Origin of the sequence: Janibacter sp. Y6, from assembly GCF_040900765.1 — a bacterium.
In the GTDB taxonomy this organism is placed as follows: domain Bacteria; phylum Actinomycetota; class Actinomycetes; order Actinomycetales; family Dermatophilaceae; genus Marihabitans; species Marihabitans melonis.
In genome coordinates, this window is sequence record NZ_JAKLYZ010000002.1 from 101,454 (window position 1) to 120,567 (window position 19,114).

Genomic DNA, 19,114 nt, shown 5'->3' on the forward strand with positions numbered 1-19,114 from the left:
GTCAGGAGTGCTCGACGAGCACGACGACGAGGGTCCTCGGCCCGTGCACCCCCTCGACCCGCTGCAGCTCGATGTCGCTCGTCGCGCTCGGCCCGCTCACCCAGGTCAGCGGGCGGCCCCGGTGGGCCTCGCCGCCGAGGCGCTCGACGGCCTCGGGCACGTCGTGCACGAGCTGGTCGGCGCGGACGACGCAGACGTGGCAGTCGGGCACGAGGGTGAGCGCCCGGCGGCCCTGGTCGGGCCCGTGGTCGAGGACGATCGTGCCGGTCACCGCGATGCCCAGAGCGCTCGCGGTGACGACCGCGTCGACGGCGTCCAGCGCGCCCGCCGAGGCCCCCCGACCCTCGGGGACGACGGTCGCGACCTGCTCGAGCGCGGCCCGCCAGGCGGGGTCGAGCCCGTCGGGCAGGACGACCGAGGTCCGGCCCAGGTCGCGCAGCGCGCCGGCCACGACGTGGGCGACCTCGTGCTCCTGGGCGCGCAGCACGCTCGCGCGGTAGTCGGCGACCCGCTCGACGAAGAGCTCGAGCGTCGCCTCCGGGCTCGACGCGGTCTCCTCCACGGCGACGGGGGCGGGTCGCTCCCCCTTCGTCGTCGTGATGTCGGCGGTCGCCGCCCGCACGCGGGCGAGGATCTCGTCACGGGCGCTCATCGGTCGCCCCCCTCTGCGCGCTCGCGCTCCCACCACTGACGGAAGGTCTCCTTCGGCGGTGTCGGCACGTCACGGGCGTCGCTCCACGCGCCCAGGCCCGGGACCGAGCGGATGGTGCGGTCGCCGACGAGCCGTCCGGCGACCGTTGCGGCCTTCTGCGCGGCGGCGAGCCGGCGCGGGTCCGACAGGACCCAGGCCGCGGCGCTCATCGCCGCGGACTCGACGCGGTGGCCGCCCTGCTGGGCGACCTCGCCGCGCAGCTGGACGAGCATCTCGGGGATGTCGATGCGCACCGGGCAGGCGTCGAAGCACGCCCCGCACAGGCTCGACGCGTACGGCAGGGACTGGTCGACCTCGCTCGCCGTGCCGCGCAGCTGGGGGTTGAGCACCGCGCCGATCGGTCCGGGGTAGACCGAGCCGTACGCGTGCCCGCCGGTGCGCTCGTAGACCGGGCAGACGTTGAGGCAGGCCGAGCAGCGGATGCAGCGCAGGGCCTGACGACCGAGGGCGTCGGCGAGGACGTGGCTGCGACCGTTGTCGAGCAGGATGACGTGGACGTCCTGCGGCCCGTCGCCGTCGTGCGCCCCGGACCACATCGTCGTGTACGGGTTCATCCGCTCCCCCGTGCTCGAGCGCGGCAGCAGCTGGAGCATCGGGGCGAGGTCGGCCCACGTGGGGAGGACCTTCTCGATGCCGACGACGCTGACGAGCGTCTCGGGCAGGGTGAGGCACATCCGGCCGTTGCCCTCGGACTCGACGACGACGAGCGTCCCGGTCTCGGCGACGGCGAAGTTCGCGCCCGAGACGGCGACCTTCGCGCGGAGGAACTTCTCGCGCAGGTGCAGCCGGGCGGCCTCGGCGAGCCGGGCAGGGTCGTCGGTGAGGTCGTCGGGCGCCGGGCGCCCGACCTCCCCCATCTCACGGGCGAAGATCTCGCGGATCTCGCTGCGGTTGCGGTGGATCGCGGGCACGAGGATGTGGCTGGGCCGGTCGTGGCCGAGCTGGACGATGAGCTCGGCGAGGTCGGTCTCCCAGGCGCTGATCCCGGCCTCCTCGAGCGCCTCGTTGAGCTCGATCTCCTGGGTGGCCATCGACTTGACCTTGACGACCTCGTCGGCCCCCTTCGCGCGGGCGATCTCGACGACGACCGCGTTGGCCTCCGCCGCGTCGCGAGCCCAGTGCACGGTGGCGCCGGCGGCGGTGAGGCTCGCCTCGAGCTGCTCGAGGTAGTCGCCCAGGTGGTGCAGCGCCTCGTCCTTGGCCTCGGCGCCGCTGACCCGCAGGGCCTCCCAGTCCTCGATCTCGCCGACGACGCCGGCGCGCTTCGCGCGGATCGTGCGCGTCGCGTGGTGGAGGTTGGCGCGCTGCTGGGTGTTCGCCAGCGCCTCGCGGGCGGCCTCGGGGAAGGCCGGCATGCCGACGAAGGTCGGCGAGGTCTGCTGGACCGGTCCGGCGCTCATGCGGGGTCCCCTTCGGTCGAGGCGAGGATCTCCGCGAGGTGCATCGTGCGCACCCCGGTGCGCTGACGGCCGAGGATCCCGCCGATGTGGGCCAGGCAGGAGTTGTCGCCGGCGACGACGACCTCGGCGCCGGTCTCGACGACGTGCTGGGCCTTGTCCGTGCCCATCGCGACCGAGACGTCGGAGTTCTTCATCGCGAAGGTCCCCCCGAAGCCGCAGCACTCCTGCGCGCCCGGGAGCTCGACGAGGTCGATCCCGCGCACCGCACGGAGGAGCTGCAGGGGCCGGTCGGCGACCCGCAGCATGCGCAGCGAGTGGCACGTCGGGTGGTAGGTGACGCGGTGCGGGTAGTACGCGCCGACGTCGGTCACGCCGAGCACGTCGACGAGCAGCTCGGAGAGCTCGTAGACCTTCGGGGCGACGGCGTCGACCTGCGCGACGAGGTCGGCGTCACCGGCAGCCGCCGCGATGGTGCGGTGCTGGTGGCGCACCGACCCGACGCACGACCCGGAGGGGGCGACGACCGCGTCGTAGCCGCCGAAGACGTCGACGAAGCGGCGCACGAGGGGCAGCGCGCGGTCGGCGTACCCGGTGTTCGTCATCATCTGGCCGCAGCACGTCTGTGCCTGCGGGAAGTCGACCTCGCAGCCGAGCCGTTCGAGGAGGCGAACGGTGGCCTTGGGGGTCTCGGGCCACATCGTGTCGTTGAAGCAGGTGGCGAAGAGCCCCACCCGCAGACCGGTGGTCGTCGGGGTGCCGGGCTGCCCGGTCGCCTGCTGAGGGGTGCGCGCGCTCATGGCAGCATCCAAGCAAGGATCGTCGACTGAAGCCCGACGAGGAGGCAGACGGCGAGGATGAGCCCGACGCTCCACGGCAGCACCTTGCGCAGGATGTCGGCCTCGCGGCCGACGAGACCGACGGCGGTGGCCGCGATCGTGAGGTTCTGCGGGCTGATCATCTTGCCGACGACTCCTCCGGAGGTGTTGGCGGCGACGAGCAGGGTCGGGTCGAGCCCGGCCTCCTGCGCGGCGGCCTGCTGCAGGGTGGCGAAGAGCGCGTTCGCGCTCGTGTCCGAGCCGGTGACGGCGGTGCCGATCCAGCCCAGGAGCGGGGAGAGGAAGGCGAAGGCCCCGCCCGCCCCGGCGATCCACGTGCCGATGGCGATGGTCTGGCCGGAGAGGTTCATGACGTAGGCGAGGGCGAGCACGCTGGAGACGGTGAGGAAGGCGAAGCGCATCTGGCGGGCCGTCGCCGCCATCTCCGCGCCGAGCCCGCTCACGCCGACCCGGTAGACGAGGGCGACGACGAGCGCGGTGAGGAGCAGGAGCGTGCCGGGCGAGCTGAGCCAGGCGAAGGTGTACGTCGTCGCCGTGCTCGGGGTGCCGGCGGCGGTGAGGACCTCGCCGGACAAGCCCGGCCAGGCGATCTTCACGTCGGTGCCGAGGAGCCACTCCTTGACGACGGGGACGAGCTTGGCCACGGAGAAGACGGCGATGACGAGGACGTAGGGGAAGAGCGCCATGGCGATGCGGCCCGGGGTGAGGGAGCGGGCGCGGGCGTCGAGCTCGGCGACGGAGACCGAGTGGTCGGTGCCGGCCTTGTCGACCGCGCCGGTCGAGGGGGTGCCCGTCGACGCGGTGCCGGTCGACGCGTCCCCCTTCGCCCCGACGAGGGCGAGGTCGCGCTGCCGCTCGACCTCGAGCGCCTCGAGGGCCTCCTCACGGCCGGTGGGCTGCCACACGCGCAGGAAGACGACGGCGGCGGCCAGGCCGGCTAGCGCCGCGACGATGTCGGCGAGCTCGACGGAGATCCACGTCGCCGAGACCCACTGGGCGACGGCGAAGGCGAGACCGACGACGACGGCGATCGGCCAGGTCTGGCGCACCCCGCGGCGGCCGTCGGCCATGAGGACGAGGAGCAGCGGCACGAAGATCGCGATGACCGGGGTCTGGTGACCGACGTAGGCACCGATCTCGGTGTAGGGGATCTTCGTCAGGGCGCCGGCGGTGATGATCGGGGTGCCGATGGCGCCGAAGGCGACGGGCGCGGTGTTGGCGAGCAGGACGACGGCGGCGGCGCGCAGCGGCGAGAAGCCGACCGCCATGAGCATGACGCCGGTGATGGCGACGGGTGCGCCGAAGCCGGCGAGCGCCTCGAGCAGGCCGCCGAAGCAGAAGGCGATGATGATCGCCTGCACCCGGGGGTCGTCGGAGATGAGGTGGAAGGTCGCCCGCAGGTCCTCGAAGCGGCCCGACCTCACCGTCACCTGGTAGAGCACGATCGCGGTGAAGACGATCCACATGATGGGGAAGAGGCCGAAGACCGCTCCCTCTGATGCCGAGAGCACCGCGAGGTGGACCGGCATCTCGAAGGCGAGGACGGCGACGGCGACCGCCACCGCGACGGCGCTGAGCCCGGCCCAGTGGGCCTTCCACCGAAGCACCCCGAGGGTGGTGAAGACGGTCAGGAGCGGCAGCAGGGCGGCGAGCGCGGACAGCAGGAGGCTGTCGGCGACCGGTGACAGGTCGGGCTGGAATGCGGCTGGTGCGGTCATGGGGGCCTCCGAAGGGCGCTGGACGCGGCGTTGAGTCGGCGCACCGAATGGTCAGACCATTCGACTGGAGAAGACGGTAGGGGTCGCCGCGTCCCGCCGTCAAGAATGGTCGGACCATTGACCGCTCGTCGTGCGATGATCGGTCGGTGACGACCGCTCATCCCCTGCCCGAGGCCCGCGAGAGCCGACGCGCCTTCGAGGTCGTCCTCGCCTGCGTCGAGGAGCGGATCCTCGCCGGCGACCTCGGCGTCGGCGACCAGCTGCCCGCCGAGCGCGAGCTGGCCCAGCAGCTCGAGGTGAGCCGCTCCGCGGTCCGCGAGGCCGTGCGCACCCTCCAGGCGCAGGGCGTCGTGCGCTCGTCCGTCGGGGCGGGGGCGGCCGGGGGGACGACGATCACCTCGGTCCCGAGCGACGCCCTCGGGCGACTGCTGCGCCTGCACGTCTCGCTCACCCACTTCGAGCTGCCGGACGTGCTCGAGGTGCGCATCGCGCTCGAGCGGCTCAGCGTGCGGCTCGCCGCCGCGCACGCCACCGAGGACGACCTCGAGACGATGCGCGGTCTGCTCGAGACGATGGCCGACCCCGACGTCGACCGCCGGGTCTTCAACGACCACGACACGGCCTTCCACGTCGCGCTGGCCCGGGCGGCCGGCAACCGGCTCGCGACCGACCTCACCGCCGCGATCCGCGAGTCGATGCAGCTGCCCATCCTCGACCGCTTCCGCACCCTCGCGTCCTGGGACGACGTCGCCGACAAGCTGCGGCGCGACCACCAGGCGATCTTCGACGCCGTGGCGGCGGGCGACGGGGACGCCGCGCAGGAGCAGGTCGAGACCCACATCCGCTCCGCCTGGGCGGCGCTGTCGACGGGGGCGTGACCACCCCGTCGCCGGTGGGCCCCGTCGGGCTCGAACCGACGACCAACGGATTAAAAGTCCGTAGCTCTACCAACTGAGCTAGAGGCCCCTGCGGCACCGGGCCGATCTGGGCCGGGCTCCCCGAGCCGCGCGGCCGAGCCTAGTCGAGGACCGGCGGCGGCTCCGGGTGGCGTCTGCGCAGCTCGCCGCGCAGCGCCCGCACCAGCGGTGTGGCCTCGAGCCAGGCCGCCGAGGTGATCTCCCACGGGGCCGGCGCACCGGCCGACCGGGCGACGAGCTCGGCAGCCCACCGGCCCTCGGCGATCGTCGCCGTGTCGTCATGGGTCGCACCCACCTGCCACCACGTGCGATAGGTGTCGGCGTGCACGAGGAGGTGGCCGATGACGTTGCTCAGGTACTCGTCGCTCATCTCGGCGAGCCGGTGCGGCCGGTCCTCGACGTCGACCCACCACGTGCCCTGCCCGAGCGCCGCGAAGGAGCTGGTCGGGGCCGGCTCGTCCATCGCTAGTCGTCCTCGGGCTCGCCGAGGATCTCGGTGAGGGCGTCGGCGAGACCGTCCTCGGCGACGACGGAGATGTGCCCCGCCTCGTCGACCTGGGTCGCCTGGACGACCTGCCCGTCGGCGGCCCGGTGGAAGACGTGGGGGCTCACCGGGCCGGGCTGGGTCTCGTGCTCACCGCGGGCGAAGGCGACCATCCAGCGCAGCGCGGCCAGGACGCCAGGCCCGACCAGCGGGTGGACGACGAGGACGTGGCGGCAGGGCGCGCACAGCAGGACGCCGCCCGGGCCGACCTCGACCCCGGCCCGCTCGAGCAGCTCGTCGAGGACGAGCAGGCGCGCGGCGCCGAAGAAGTCGTCGGTGACGAAGAGGTGCACCTGCGAGGTGGGGTCGTCCTCCTCGGGGCAGTAGCTCTGGTGCTCCGGCGGAGGCAGCTCGCGCAGGTTGCTGCGCGCCAGCGTCATCGCGGTCGCCGTGTCGGGGATGCCGTCGGGCAGGTCGACGGACTCGACGACGTGGTCCGGGAAGTCGAGGGCGATCATCGCGATGACCCCCGGCAGCGGCTCCTGGGCCGGGTAGGCCGGCTGGGTCGGGATCTCGGTGCGGGTCCGCAGCTGAGCGAGGACCTGACCAGGGTCGGGCGGGCCGCTCGTGTCGGGCGGGTTGAGCAGCGCGTCGAGGTGGGAGGCGACGACCTGCGGCCACCGGCGTTCACGGGTGCCGGCGGCGACGACGGAGAGGTTGTGCAGCCCAAAGACCTGACCGCCCGCCAGCTGCAGGGCCCCGGCGTCGATCGTCGCCTCCAGCCCGCGGCTCGCGAGCTCCGATCGGGTAAGGGCGAGCAGCCGGTCCGCGGCGTCAGGGGCGAGCGCCGGCAGCACCGACCCCTCGTGGCCGCCCGTCGGGGGCGGGGTCGGTCGCTGCCATCGGTCGAAGAGCCCCATGGCGGCAGTCTCTCAGGAGGGACAGGTCGTGGTCTCGAGGCTCACAGGGCCGTGCCACCTCGACCGGCGAGCGGCTCAGCGGGCGCCGGACAGGGCGACGGTGCGCACGAAGACGCACGCCGTCGCGCCGGCATTGGCGTACCGGTAGGCCCGGTCGCTGAGCAGCCGGGCGGAGGAGCCGGCACGGACGACGACCCGGTCGTCGTCCGCGGTGAGGGTGAGCTCACCCTCGAGGACGTGGAAGAGCTCCTGCGAGCCGGCCGGGTCGGCCAGCCCCTGGTAGCCCGCGCCGGGCTCGAGACGCCACCGCCACAGGTCGGCGGCCCGCCCGTGGCTCGTCGCGACAAGAAGGTGGGCGCTGCTGCCCCCTTCGTCGGACCACACGAGGACCTCCGCGCCCCCCTCGACGACCGAGATCGCACCGCTGGGGCGAAGGGGGTCGAGCAGCTCGGTGAGCTCGGTCCCGAGAGCCCGGGCGACCCGGGTGATCGAGACGAGGCTCGGGTTGGCCTGGCCGTGCTCGACCTGGGTGAGCAGACGGCGGCTGATCTCGGCGCGGTCGGCGAGCTGCTGGACGGTGAGGCCCTGCTCGGTGCGGGCGGACCGCACCCGGGCGCCGACCTGCGCGAGGAAGCCCTCGCTCAGCGCCCCCTCGTCGGTCCGCTCCGCACCCACGTCAGACCGCGAAGAGCTGGTCGAGGTCGGCGAAGGCCTTGAACTCGAGGGCGTTGCCGGAGGGGTCGAGGAAGAACATCGTCCACTGCTCGCCGGGGGTGCCCTCGAAGCGGACGTAGGGGTCGATGACGAACTGGACACCGGCGCCCTGGAGGCGCGCAGCGAGCTCCTGGAAGCGCGGGACCGGCAGCACGAGGCCGAAGTGCGGCACCGGGACCATCTTCCCGTCGACGGGGTTGTGGCCCGCGACCGCGTTCGAGTGGTCGTCGACCATGTGCGTGACGAGCTGGTGACCCTCGAGGTCCCAGTCGGTCCAGCGCTCGTCCTCACGGCCGCGACCGAAGCCGAGGACCTCGCCGTAGAAGTGCCGGGCGACCTCGATGTCGTGGACCGGGATGGCCAGGTGGAAGGGGGGACGGGTGCGCTCGTTCTCGCTCATGACGAGCACGTTAGTGCACATCACGTGCGCACACCAGTGCGCATCCGTCCTCCGGTCTACGTGACGAGCTGGCTCACGGCGTGGATGACGAGACCGACGAGGGCGCCGACGACCGTGCCGTTGATCCGGATGAACTGCAGGTCGCGCCCGACGTAGAGCTCGATGCGGCTGCTCGCCTCGTCGGCGTCCCACCGGCCGACGGTGACGGAGATGACCTGGGCGAGCTCGTCGCCGTAGGTGTTCACGGCGAAGGCGACGGCCTCGCCGAGATGGCCCTCGAGCCGGTCGCGCCAGGCCGGGTCCTGCTCGAGGTGCTCGCCGAGGTGGGCGAGCAGCTCCTCGCCGCGGGACCAGAAGTAGCTGTCGCGGTCCTCCATCGCGCCGACGAGCGCGACCTTGAGCGACTGCCAGATCGCGACGGCGCTGCGGGGCACCTGCGGGTGGGCGAGCAGCGCCTCCTTGAGCCGCTCGGCGCTGGCCTGCACGTCGGGGTCGTGCTGGAGGTCGTCGGCGAGCCGGCGCAGGAGGTCGTCGAGCGCCTTGCGGGCGGGGTGGTCGCGGTCGCTGCGCACCTCGGCGAGCCACTCGACGGCCTGCTTGTAGCCCCAGCCGATGACGCGGTCGTCGAGCCACGGCGGGGTCCACCACGGGGCCTTCTCGCCGACGACGTCGGCGAAGGCCTCGGGGTTCTCCGCCAGCCAGGCACCGACCTGGTCGAGCCCGAGGTCGACGAGCCCGGCGTGGGTGCCGTGGGCGACGACGGAGTCGAGCAGCGAGCCCGCGATCGGGCTGATCGGCTCGCGGGCCAGGCGCGGCAGGAGCAGCGAGGTGAGGAAGTCCTCGACGTCCTCGTCGGACATGCGCTCCAGGGCCGGGCGACCGGCGCGGGCGATCCCCGTGAGCACGCGCTCGCGGCTCGCCGGGCGGGCGAGCCAGCGTCCCAGCCGCAGCCCGACCTCTGCGCTCGCGAGACGCTCGCGGGCGATCTCCTCCGTGAGGAAGTTCTGCGCGACGAACTCCTCGAGGCTGCGACCGAGCTCGTCCTTGCGCCGCTTGATGAGCGCGGTGTGCGGGATCGGCAGGCCGAGCGGGTGCTTGAAGAGCGCGGTGACGGCGAACCAGTCGGCCATCGCGCCGACCATCGCCGCCTCGGCAGCGGTGTTGACGTAGCCCCACACGCCGTCGTGGTCCATCCGCACGGTGAGCAGGTAGACGACCGCGGCGAGGACGAGCAGGGAGGTGGCGACCACGCGCATGCGGCGGAGACCGGCCCGTCGGGCCTGGTCCGCGGGGGTCTCGACGAGGAAGCTCACGGGGCGATTCAACCCCAGCCCGGCTCCCTAGACTCGCCGGGTGGACTTCCTGCCCGGACATCAGCCGCCCCATGACCTCACCTACGACGACGTCTTCATGGTGCCGCGCCGCAGCGAGATCACCTCGCGGCACGGCGTCGACCTCGCGAGCGTCGACGGCACGGGGACGACGATCCCGCTCGTCGTCGCGAACATGACGGCCATCGCCGGGCGGCGGATGGCCGAGACGACCGCCCGCCGCGGCGGGCTGACGATCATCCCGCAGGACATCCCGACCGATGTCGTCGCCGAGGTCGTCGCGTGGGTGAAGTCGCGCCACCTCGTGCACGACACCGCGATCGAGCTCGACCCGACCGTCACGGCCGGCGAGGCGCTCGTCCTCATCCACAAGCGCGCCCACGGCGCCGGCGTCGTCACCGTCGACGGCCGCCCGGTCGGCATCGTCACCGACAGCGACCTCGACGGGGTGGACCGCTTCACCCAGGTGCGCGACGTCATGCAGACCGAGGTCGTCACGCTCGCCGAGGACCACGACCCGGCTGCCGCGTACGACGAGCTGCACCACGCCCGCCGCCGCGTCGCCCCCGTCGTCGGGGCCGACGGTCGGCTCGTCGGCATCCAGACCCGCATGGGCGCCGTGCGCTCCTCGCTCTACCGCCCGGCCCTCGACGCGCAGGGCAGGCTGCGCGTCGGTGCCGCCGTCGGCATCAACGGCGACGTCGCCGGCAAGGCACAGGCCCTGCTCGACGCGGGCGTCGACGTGCTCGTCGTCGACACGGCGCACGGCCACCAGACGAAGATGTTCGACGCGCTCGCGGCGGTCCGCGCGCTCGACCCGCAGGTGCCGGTCGTCGCCGGCAACGTCGTCTCCGCGGAGGGCACCCGCGAGCTCGTCGAGGCGGGCGCCGACATCGTCAAGGTCGGCGTCGGGCCGGGCGCGATGTGCACGACGCGGATGATGACGGCGGTCGGCCGCCCCCAGCTCTCCGCCGTCCTCGAGTGCTCCGCCGCGGCGCGCGAGCTCGGCGCCCACGTGTGGGCCGACGGCGGCGTGCGGCACCCCCGTGACGTCGCCCTCGCGCTGGCTGCCGGCGCGAGCAACGTCATGATCGGCTCGTGGTTCGCCGGGACGCTCGAGTCGCCCGGCGACCTCTTCACCGACGCCGACGGACGGCGCTACAAGGAGTCCTTCGGCATGGCCTCCGCCCGGGCCGTGCGCAACCGCACGGCCGAGGACTCCCCCTTCGAGCGGGCCCGCAAGGGCCTCTTCGAGGAGGGCATCTCGACGGCCCGGATGTACGTCGACCCGGCCCGGCCGAGCGTCGAGGACGTCATCGACCAGATCGTCGCCGGCGTGCGCAGCTCGTGCACCTACGCGGGCGCCGCCTCCCTCGAGGAGTTCCGCTCCCGCGCCCTCGTGGGCGTCCAGTCGACCGCGGGCTACGCCGAGGGCCGCCCGCTCCACACGTCGTGGTGACCACCCGGCTCCCCCGCGCGCTACGGCGCAGTACTGGTCGCGATCACGACCAGTACTGCGTGGTAGCCGGCGGCGAAGGGGGGTCGACGTGCACTCGCTGAGCCCCCTCGAGGCCGGGGTCGGCCCCCACGAGGCGCTGCGGCGCACCGCCTTCGTCCTCGAGCGCAGCCGGCAGCACAGCCGCCGGGTCGAGGCCTTCCGCGGGGCGGCGAAGGTCGTCGCCGAGGTCGGGGAGGACGAGATCGCCGAGCGGGCCCGCCAGGGCACCCTCACGGACCTCCCGGGCATCGGCTCCTCGACGGCCGGCGTCATCGAGCAGGCCGTCGCCGGTGAGCTGCCCGCCTACCTCGAGCGCCAGCAGGACGAGCACGGCGGTCCGCTCGTCGAGCTCGACGACGACGGCGCTGCGCTCTTCGAGGCCGTCGTCGGCGACTGCCACACCCACTCCGACTGGTCCGACGGCGGCTCGCCGATCCAGGAGATGGTCCTCGCCGCCGTCGAGCTCGGCCAGGAGTGGCAGGTGCTCACCGACCACTCCCCCCGGTTGCGCATCGCCAACGGGCTGAGCGCCGAGCGCCTCGCCAAGCAGCTCACCCTCGTCGACGGGATCAACGACGCGCTCGGCGACCGCTTCCGTCTGCTCAAGGGCATCGAGGTCGACATCCTCGACGACGGCGCTCTCGACCAGAGCGAGGAGATGCTCGGCCGGCTCGACGTCGTCACCGCGAGCGTCCACAGCAAGCTGCGCATGCCCGGCGGCGCGATGACCACGCGGATGCTCGGCGCGGTGACCAACCCCCGGGTCGACGTCCTCGGCCACTGCACCGGGCGTCTCGTCACCGGCGGCCGAGGCACGCGGCCGCAGAGCGACTTCGACGCCGAGGCCGTCTTCCGCGCGTGCCTCGAGCACGACGTCGCCGTCGAGATCAACAGCCGCCCCGAGCGCTGCGACCCGCCCGACGAGCTGCTGATGCTCGCCTCCGAGATGGGCTGCACCTTCGCGATCGACTCCGACGCGCACGCCCCCGGCCAGCTGGAGATGAAGGCCTACGGGTGCGCGCGGGCGGCGGCCCTGGGCATCGAGGCCGACCGCATCATCACGACGTGGGAGGTCGAGCGGCTGCTCGAGTGGTCGGCCCGCCGACGGGGGTGAGCGGGGCCGTTTTGGCATCCGCGCCGATCGGCACGTATGCTCCTGAACGTCCTCGACGGATCCGGGCGCTGCCTGCTGCGTGGCGAGGGGTCCAAGAGATTGGTCCCCATCGTCTAGCGGCCTAGGACCCCGCCCTTTCACGGCGGTAGCACGGGTTCGAATCCCGTTGGGGATACGCAGTACTGGTTTGATCGCAGCACATCGGCCTTGCACCATCAAGGCCCCGTAGCGCAGTTGGTTAGCGCGCCGCCCTGTCACGGCGGAGGTCGCGGGTTCGAGTCCCGTCGGGGTCGCTCGTCACGTCGTCGGACGTGACTCGGCCAGGTAGCTCAGTTGGTACGAGCGTCCGACTGAAAATCGGAAGGTCGGCGGTTCGACCCCGCCCCTGGCCACACATCGCACCTCACGAAGGCGCCACGCACATCGCGTGGCGCCTTTCGCGTGCTCCGGGACGGTGGGGACCTCCGAGGCGAAGGGGACTGGGTCGAGCCATGCGAAGGGCGACCGGGTCGAGCGGGGCGAAGGGGGCCACCCGTACGGGTGTGCAGCCACCCCCTTCGGCCGGGGCACGGTGAGGGCGGCGCATCCGCGCCGCACCCCGGGCGAAGGAGCAGCGATGAGCCTCACGGAGCACACCCCCGCGATCGTGCGGTGGACCCGCCGGCTCGAGGAGACGACCGGTCTCGACGGGGTCGTCGACGCGATCGAGCCGAGCATCCAGGCCGCCTTCGGCAACGGGGCACGGGGCGAGCTGCTGCGGGGCGAGTGGCTCGGGCACGCGCTGCACCCCATCCTCACCGACCTCGTCGTCGGCCCGTGGGTCTCGGCGAGCGTCCTCGACCTCGTGGGCGGGCGCGAGTCCTCGACCGCGGCGAAGACGCTCGTGGGCGTCGGGCTGCTCGCCGTCGGCCCGACGGCCTGGACCGGCTGGGCGGAGTGGTCGCAGACCGGGCGGCGCGACAAGCGGGTCGGCCTCGTCCACGCCGCGACCAACGCCGTGGCGATCGGCGCGTACACCGGGTCGTGGCTGGCCCGGCGCAGCGGCCGGCACAGCACCGGGGCCCGGCTCGCCCTCGTCGGCGCGACCGTCTCCGGGGTCGGCGCGTACCTCGGCGGCCACCTCGCGTCGGCTCGCGACGTCGCGAGCAACCACCCCGCCTTCGACGAGAGCTGAGCCACCTCGGGGGATGCCCGTTCGCCGGGGAGGGTCCGCTCCCGGGATGTCGTCGGGCTCGGGTGCGTCGTCAGGGCTCGGGTGCGTCATCAGGGCTCGATGCGTTGTCGGTGGTCGCCCCTAGCGTTGGTCCATGGCACCGGCGCCCGCTCCGACCACCCCCGTCAGGGGTGTGTGGTCCGTGCCCGCGGGCAGCGCTGCAGGTGGCCTGGTCTGTGCTGGTCCCGCTCCAGGCGTCCCGATCCGACAGGCGACCGCCACTACCGCCGGCACCGCGCCCGACGACCCGATCACCTGGGCCGAGCGCCGTGACGCGCTCGACGCGGCGGTGCGGGCCTTGCGCGGCTTGAGCAACGCGATCCACCAGGCGTGCGGGTCCGAGCTCGTCGAGGTCATGGGCGTCCTGGACGAGCTGACCACCCTCGCCGCTGCTGGGCGCTACGTCGTCACCGCGGAAGCGCACATGCGCGGTGAGGTCGCCCAGTCCGACGCGCCGTCCCTAGCGGCCTGGGTCAGGGAGCACGCCGTGAGCACCCGCCAAGGAGGGTGCGGCACCATCGCCCAGGCCGTGCTCGACCTGTCCCGACCCGTCAACACCCTGCTGCGCGACGCCGTCGAGTCCGGCATTTTGACCCTGCCGGTGGCGCGCACCGTCATCACCGAGATCTCCCGGATCGAGTCGCGCCTGGTCGACGGCGCCCGCGACACCGTCCTGACCGCGATGATCGAGATGGGCCGCCTGCACGGATCGGCAGGTGTGCGGTCGGTGCGCCCCGAGCTGCTCGCGAGCCACGGCGCCCCCGGCGAGCTGCAGACCGAGCAGGACCGCCTGCGCCGCGGGCGCAGCCTCTCCCGACCCGTCGTCGACGACGGGCTGCACGAGTACCGGCTCGTCCTCGACCCCGAGGGCGCCGCCGCCCTCGAGGCCGCCATCGAGGCCCTGTCCGCACCAGCCCCGACCCAGGACGAGGACACCGGCACCCGCGAGCCCGACCTGCGCACCAGCGACCAGCGCCGCGCCGACGCTCTCCTCGACCTCGTCCGCACCGCGGTGGCAGGCATGGACACCAGGGCCGGACGCGGCGCCAAGGCCACCCTGCTGCTCACCATGACCTACGACGACCTCCGTGCACGCACCGGTGCGGCGCGCACCCTCGGCGGCCTCGACACCGGCACCCTCCTCGCGCCCGACACCATCCGCCGCCTGGCCTGTGACGCCGAGGTCATCCCCGTCGTCCTGGGCAGCCGCAGCCAGGTCCTCGACCAAGGCACCGCGGTCCGGCTTGTCACCCCCGCCATGACCCGCCAGCTGTGGCTGCGCGACGGCGGCTGCACCTACCCCGGATGCACCACCCCCGCCCGATGGACCGACGCCCACCACCTCATCCACTGGGCCGACGGCGGACCCACCGACACCACCAACTCCGCCCTGCTGTGCGCCCGCCACCACACCATCGTCCACACCCGCCGCCTCCACGGACACCTCGACACCCAGCCACCCGACAACGGGCCACCACACGTCGTCTGGGACCTCACCCCCGGCTCCTACGACCACGCCCTGACGATCCTCCCCCGAGCTGGCTGAGGACGACCCCGCGCCGGCGTGGGCAGAGACCGCGGTGACGGCCCGCCAGCCACGGGCGCTGGCAGGATCAGGCCATGACGACCATCGGCATCCTCTGGCCCGGCGCGATGGGCAGTGCGCTCGGACGCGCCTGGCGCTCGGCGGGGGTCGAGGTCGTGACGAGCCTCGACGGACGCAGCGCACGCACGCGTGACCTTGCCGGCGACCTCACCGCCCTCGGCTCGCTGGAGGAGGTCGTCATGGCAAGCGACGCGGTCGTCAGCGTCGTGCCCCCGGCGCACGCGGTGACCCAGGCCGAGCAGATCGCGGCCGCGGTCCGTCGCACCGGGAGCACCCCCGTCATCGCCGACCTCAACGCGATCTCCCCGGTGACCATGGCGCAGGTCGCGTCCGTCCTGGACGGCGTGGGGTGCGTCGTCGTCGACGGCGCGATCAGCGGCCCGCCGCCGCGGCCGGACGGCGACACCGCGCTCTTCCTCTCCGGGGCGAGCTGCTCCCCCTTCGCCGATCTCGCCGCACCCGGCCTGCGCGCGGTGGTCGTCGGCAGCGAGGTCGGTGCCGCCTCGGCGACGAAGATGAGCACCGCGGCGATCTACAAGGGCACCAAGGCCCTGCTCCTGCAGTCCCTGCTCACCGCGCGGCACCACGGGGTGCTCGACGCGGTCGTCGCGGACCTCTCGACGGGCACCCCCGAGCTCACCGCGCACCTCGCCCGCGACCTGGCCGTCGCCGCCTCGAAGTCCGACCGCTTCCCGGCCGAGATGCGCGAGATCGCGAGCACCCAGGCGGCGGCCGGTGCCGGCTCAGAGCTGTACGAGGCCGTCGCGGAGGTCTTCGAACGAGCGGACGCGAGCGCGGCGGGCGCCGCGACCCCCGAGGAGGCCGCGAGCGCGACCGATCTCGACGCGGTGCTGGACGCCCTCACCAGGCGCCGCTGACCGGGCACCGACCCGCCGCTCTCCCGGCACCGACCGCACCAGGGCGGCTTGACTCCCGGACGCCCCTCGCCGACGATGACATCTGATCATCCGCTCATACATGGAGGGCTCATGCGCCCGGTCTCCTCGCTCGACGGGTGCGCGGTCGAGAGCGTCCACCCCGACAAGGTCGCGCTCGTGCTCGCCGCGGCGCCCGACCCCGACGAGCTCGCGACCGTCACCGGCGTCTTCCGGCTGCTCGGCGACCCGACGCGAGCCCGGCTGCTCTACGCCCTCCTCGAGGCCGGCGAGCTCTGCGTCTGCGACCTCGCCGCGTCGACGAGCACCGCCGAGTCGACGGTGAGCCAGTCGCTGCGGATGCTGCGGGCCTCCGGGGTCGTCACCGGACGGCGCGAGGGTCGCAACGTCTACTACCGGCTCTCCGACGGGCACGTGCGGATGCTCCTCGACGTCACCCGCCAGCACGTCGTCCACACGGCCGCGCCCGACGACGCCCCGACCCAGCCGCGCCGATGAGCGGCGGGCACTCGCACGGCGCGGCGGGGCACGCCGGCGGACGGCACCGGTGGCGCCTGCTCGTCGCCTTCGTGCTCGTCGGCTCCTTCTTCGGCGTCGAGCTGGCCGCGGGCCTGGTCTCGGGCTCGCTCGCACTGCTCTCCGACGCCGGCCACATGGCCGCCGACGTCGTGACGCTCGGGGCGGCGCTCGTCGCCACGCGGGTCGCGACGCGTCCTGACACGACCGGGCGGCGTACCTTCGGCTCCTACCGCGCCGAGATCTTCGCCTCCGGCTTCGCTGTCCTCATGATGATCGGGGTCTCGGTCTACGTCGTCGTCGAGGCGCTGAGCCGGATCGGCTCGGCCCCCGAGGTGGGCTCGACGGCGATGCTCGTCGTCGGCGGGCTCGGCCTCGCCGTCAACGTCGTCGCCCTGCTCCTCCTGCGCGGCGGGGCCGGGGAGAGCCTCAACGTCAAGGGCGCCTACCTCGAGGTCGTCGCCGACACCGTCGGCTCGGTCGGTGTCGTCGCCGCAGCGCTGCTCGTCATGACGACGGGCTCGGCGGTCTGGGACACCGTCGTCGCCCTCGCGATCGGCGTCTTCGTCCTCGTCCGCGCGCTCCACCTCGGTCGAGAGGTGCTCGCCGTCCTCGGTCAGCACGCCCCGGCAGGGGTCGTGCCCGACGACGTGACCCGCGCGCTCGAGTCCGTCGACGGGGTCGCCGAGGTCCACGACCTCCACGTGTGGACCCTCACCTCGGGCATGGACGTCGCCACGGCCCACCTCGTCGCCGACGACGACGCGGACGGCGTCCTCGTCGCGGCGAGCGCCGTGCTGCGCGAGCGCTTCGGCATCGCGCACGCCACCCTGCAGGTCGAGACCCGGGGCTCTCGGCAGTGCCAGGGCGTCGACTGGTGACCTGCGCTGCGTCCGGCGCGGTGCGCCAGAGTGGCGCGCGCCACGCGGGGTGCGAGGATGTGTGCCCGTGAGCACCAGGGACTCCGCCGTGACCAAGCTGCGCCGAGCCGTCGCCCGCAGCGCCACCACGCTGGCGTCGGCCGCGGCGCCCGCAGCCGACCCCCGCGCCGCCGCGCCGGCCCCCGCGCAGCCCGCGACCCCGGCACCGGCGCCCAAGCCGGCCCGCCCGAGCGGTCCGCACCGGGTCGTCGAAGGGCGACCGGTCACCTCCGTCGAGGCGCCGCACTCCCCCTTCGCCCCCCTCGATCTCGACGTCGCCGCAGCGGTCAGCCCGCGGCTGGCCGAGCTCCTCGCGCCCGAGTGGCGCCAGCACCCCTTCGACCGGCACGGCTGGCGGGCGACGCTCGAGGGCACCGGCCCCGACCTCGTCCTCGTCGAGCACTGCGCCGGCGCCGTCACCGGGTGGACCGGTGCGGTCGACGAGCTCGTCACCGCCCTGTCGGCCGCCCGTGACGCAGGCGCGCGGATCGCCCTGTGGGTCACCGACCGGGCCGTCCCCCCGACCGAGCTGCTCGTCGCGGCCGACGTCGTCGGCGGGGTCGACGAGGCCACCGTCTCCGCCCTCGAGGGCGCCGGGACCGCCGCCCAGCTGTGGCCCGCCGCCGGTCAGCCGCGCCAGTCCGGGCTCGCCCGCGACGACGAGACGACGACCCGTCGCGGTGGGGCCCTGCTCGTCGTCGACGGCTTCGGCCGCCTCGGTGACGACACCGCGCTGCGCGAGGTCGCTCGCGGCATCGCCCCGCTCCCCCCGAGCCAGGCCGCCCTGGTGCGGCTGTCCGGCAAGTCCGCCTCGGTCACCCTCCCGCCGACCCTCGCCGAGCGCCAGGTCGCCCACGGCCCGTGGGCCGCGGAGGCCGGTGTCCTCGCCGACGCACGCGTGCTCGTCGACCTCGGCGACGGCGCCCCCGGCTCGGCGTGGACCACCGTGGCCGCGGCGACCGCCCGCACCCCCGTCGTCGGTCTCACCTCCCTCACGAGCGCCGCCCCGCCCGAGATCGCAGCGCTCGTCCCCCGCGTCGAGGACGAGAAGTCCCTGCGCAGCGAGGTCGTCGCCCGGATCCACCAGGAGGAGCTCGTCTCCCGCGAGGGCCTCCTCCTCCAGCGCGCCGTGCTCCAGGGGCACACCGCGGCGCACCGCGCCCGGGCGATCACCCAGGCCGTGCTGCCCGACCGAGCGACGCCGCTCACGGTGCCGACGATCTCCGCCGTCGTGCCGACCAACCGCACCCACGAGCTCGACAACGTCTTCGCCAACCTGGGCCGTCAGCGCCACGAGGCGCTCGAGCTCGTCCTCGTGCTCCACGGCCTCGACACCGACGACGAGGACCTGCGTCGCCGCGCGCAGCACGCCGGGGTCGAGCACCTCACCCTCGTGCACGCCGACGCCGGTCTCACGCTCGGCGCGTGCATGAATCTCGGCGTCGACGCCGCGAGCGGCCAGTACGTCGCGAAGATGGACGACGACAACATCTACGGCCCGGGCTACCTCTCCGACCTGCTCGCGACCTTCGCGTACACCGACGCCGGGGTCGTCGGGAAGTGGGCGCACTACGTGTGGCTGCGCTCCACCGGCGCCGTCGTCCTGCGCTACCCCGACTCTGAGCACCGCTACGAGCGCCGCATCCAGGGCGGGTCGATGCTCTTCGCCGGCGACGTCGTGCGCGACGTGCGCTTCTCCGACATCCCTCGCGCCGTCGACTCCGACATCCTCGACCGCAGCGCCGAGGCCGGCGTGCGCATCTACTCCGGCGACCGGTACAACTACGTGTCGGTGCGCGGCGACGACCGCCTCGCCCACACGTGGACGGTCACCGACTCGACCTTCTTCACCGCCACGGGCCGCCTGCTCTTCTACGGCGACCCCACCACGCACGTCAGCATCTGATCGTCGACTCGAA

At 73.7% G+C, this 19,114-nt stretch carries 18 protein-coding genes and 4 tRNA genes; 12 read left to right on the forward strand and 10 right to left on the reverse strand.

Annotation, left to right across the window (positions count from 1 at the left end; all coding sequences use genetic code 11):
- Position 1: 1 nt before the first annotated feature.
- Genes L6241_RS05410 through L6241_RS05425 form a run of 4 tightly spaced genes read right to left on the reverse strand, consistent with a single transcriptional unit; the run spans position 2 to position 4,666 of the window.
- Positions 2 to 652, reverse strand: a complete 651-nt coding sequence (locus tag L6241_RS05410) for a lactate utilization protein C (RefSeq protein ID WP_368245278.1) — start codon at positions 650 to 652, stop codon at positions 2 to 4.
- On the reverse strand, positions 649 to 2,112 hold the full coding sequence (locus L6241_RS05415; RefSeq protein ID WP_368245280.1) for a lactate utilization protein B: 1,464 nt from the start codon (positions 2,110 to 2,112) through the stop codon (positions 649 to 651). Before L6241_RS05415 ends, L6241_RS05410 begins: the two co-directional genes overlap by 4 nt.
- Positions 2,109 to 2,909: a (Fe-S)-binding protein gene (locus tag L6241_RS05420; protein ID WP_251718145.1), complete on the reverse strand. Its 801-nt coding sequence runs from the start codon at positions 2,907 to 2,909 to the stop codon at positions 2,109 to 2,111. Before L6241_RS05420 ends, L6241_RS05415 begins: the two co-directional genes overlap by 4 nt.
- Positions 2,906 to 4,666 (reverse strand): L-lactate permease, encoded by a 1,761-nt coding sequence (locus L6241_RS05425; protein ID WP_368245282.1) that lies wholly within the window; start codon positions 4,664 to 4,666, stop codon positions 2,906 to 2,908. The genes L6241_RS05420 and L6241_RS05425 overlap by 4 nt, the downstream gene beginning before the upstream one ends.
- A 146-nt stretch (positions 4,667 to 4,812) precedes the next feature.
- Here L6241_RS05425 and L6241_RS05430 point away from each other — a divergent pair, with 146 nt between their 5' ends.
- Positions 4,813 to 5,544, forward strand: coding sequence for a FadR/GntR family transcriptional regulator (locus tag L6241_RS05430; protein ID WP_368245283.1), 732 nt, complete (start codon positions 4,813 to 4,815; stop codon positions 5,542 to 5,544).
- A gap of 15 nt (positions 5,545 to 5,559) precedes the next feature.
- Here the strand turns inward: L6241_RS05430 and L6241_RS05435 are convergent.
- The 6 genes from L6241_RS05435 to L6241_RS05460 all read right to left on the reverse strand — a co-directional run bounded on the left by L6241_RS05435 (position 5,560) and on the right by L6241_RS05460 (position 9,414).
- A tRNA-Lys gene (locus tag L6241_RS05435) sits at positions 5,560 to 5,632 on the reverse strand.
- 51 nt (positions 5,633 to 5,683) lie between these two features.
- A complete protein-coding gene (locus tag L6241_RS05440; RefSeq protein WP_368245284.1) occupies positions 5,684 to 6,046 on the reverse strand; it encodes a hypothetical protein in 363 nt (120 codons plus the stop codon).
- 2 nt (positions 6,047 to 6,048) lie between these two features.
- Positions 6,049 to 6,987 carry a hypothetical protein gene (locus tag L6241_RS05445; RefSeq protein WP_354588406.1) on the reverse strand — a complete coding sequence of 313 codons (939 nt, stop codon included), beginning with the start codon at positions 6,985 to 6,987 and terminating at the stop codon, positions 6,049 to 6,051.
- A 75-nt stretch (positions 6,988 to 7,062) separates the two neighbouring features.
- Positions 7,063 to 7,662, reverse strand: a complete 600-nt coding sequence (locus L6241_RS05450; RefSeq protein ID WP_368245285.1) for a helix-turn-helix domain-containing protein — start codon at positions 7,660 to 7,662, stop codon at positions 7,063 to 7,065.
- A 1-nt stretch (position 7,663) separates the two neighbouring features.
- Positions 7,664 to 8,101, reverse strand: a complete 438-nt coding sequence (locus L6241_RS05455; protein ID WP_368245286.1) for a VOC family protein — start codon at positions 8,099 to 8,101, stop codon at positions 7,664 to 7,666.
- 56 nt (positions 8,102 to 8,157) lie between these two features.
- Positions 8,158 to 9,414 carry a DUF445 domain-containing protein gene (locus L6241_RS05460; protein WP_368245287.1) on the reverse strand — a complete coding sequence of 419 codons (1,257 nt, stop codon included), beginning with the start codon at positions 9,412 to 9,414 and terminating at the stop codon, positions 8,158 to 8,160.
- 40 nt (positions 9,415 to 9,454) lie between these two features.
- Between L6241_RS05460 and L6241_RS05465 the strand changes: the two genes are divergently transcribed.
- From L6241_RS05465 to L6241_RS05515, 11 genes are all read left to right on the forward strand, one after another.
- On the forward strand, positions 9,455 to 10,891 hold the full coding sequence (locus tag L6241_RS05465) for a GuaB1 family IMP dehydrogenase-related protein (protein WP_368245288.1): 1,437 nt from the start codon (positions 9,455 to 9,457) through the stop codon (positions 10,889 to 10,891).
- A gap of 88 nt (positions 10,892 to 10,979) precedes the next feature.
- A complete protein-coding gene (locus tag L6241_RS05470) occupies positions 10,980 to 12,044 on the forward strand; it encodes a PHP domain-containing protein (RefSeq protein WP_368245290.1) in 1,065 nt (354 codons plus the stop codon).
- Between the two features lie 102 nt (positions 12,045 to 12,146).
- Positions 12,147 to 12,219 (forward strand) — tRNA-Glu (locus tag L6241_RS05475).
- A 44-nt stretch (positions 12,220 to 12,263) separates the two neighbouring features.
- Positions 12,264 to 12,337 (forward strand) — tRNA-Asp (locus L6241_RS05480).
- A gap of 25 nt (positions 12,338 to 12,362) precedes the next feature.
- Positions 12,363 to 12,436, forward strand: a tRNA-Phe gene (locus L6241_RS05485).
- 224 nt (positions 12,437 to 12,660) lie between these two features.
- The gene (locus L6241_RS05490; protein WP_251718129.1) at positions 12,661 to 13,218 is read left to right on the forward strand and encodes a DUF2231 domain-containing protein; all 558 of its coding nucleotides are present in this window, start codon (positions 12,661 to 12,663) and stop codon (positions 13,216 to 13,218) included.
- Between the two features lie 181 nt (positions 13,219 to 13,399).
- Positions 13,400 to 14,803 (forward strand): DUF222 domain-containing protein, encoded by a 1,404-nt coding sequence (locus L6241_RS05495; protein ID WP_368245292.1) that lies wholly within the window; start codon positions 13,400 to 13,402, stop codon positions 14,801 to 14,803.
- Positions 14,804 to 14,877: 74 nt separating this feature from the next.
- Positions 14,878 to 15,741, forward strand: a complete 864-nt coding sequence (locus L6241_RS05500) for a DUF1932 domain-containing protein (RefSeq protein WP_368245294.1) — start codon at positions 14,878 to 14,880, stop codon at positions 15,739 to 15,741.
- A gap of 111 nt (positions 15,742 to 15,852) precedes the next feature.
- Complete coding sequence (locus L6241_RS05505) at positions 15,853 to 16,257, forward strand: ArsR/SmtB family transcription factor (protein WP_368245296.1); 405 nt, start codon at positions 15,853 to 15,855, stop codon at positions 16,255 to 16,257.
- On the forward strand, positions 16,254 to 17,156 hold the full coding sequence (locus tag L6241_RS05510; RefSeq protein ID WP_368245298.1) for a cation diffusion facilitator family transporter: 903 nt from the start codon (positions 16,254 to 16,256) through the stop codon (positions 17,154 to 17,156). Before L6241_RS05505 ends, L6241_RS05510 begins: the two co-directional genes overlap by 4 nt.
- Positions 17,157 to 17,223: 67 nt before the next feature.
- On the forward strand, positions 17,224 to 19,101 hold the full coding sequence (locus L6241_RS05515) for a glycosyltransferase family 2 protein (protein WP_368245299.1): 1,878 nt from the start codon (positions 17,224 to 17,226) through the stop codon (positions 19,099 to 19,101).
- The last annotated feature ends 13 nt before the right edge of the window (positions 19,102 to 19,114 follow it).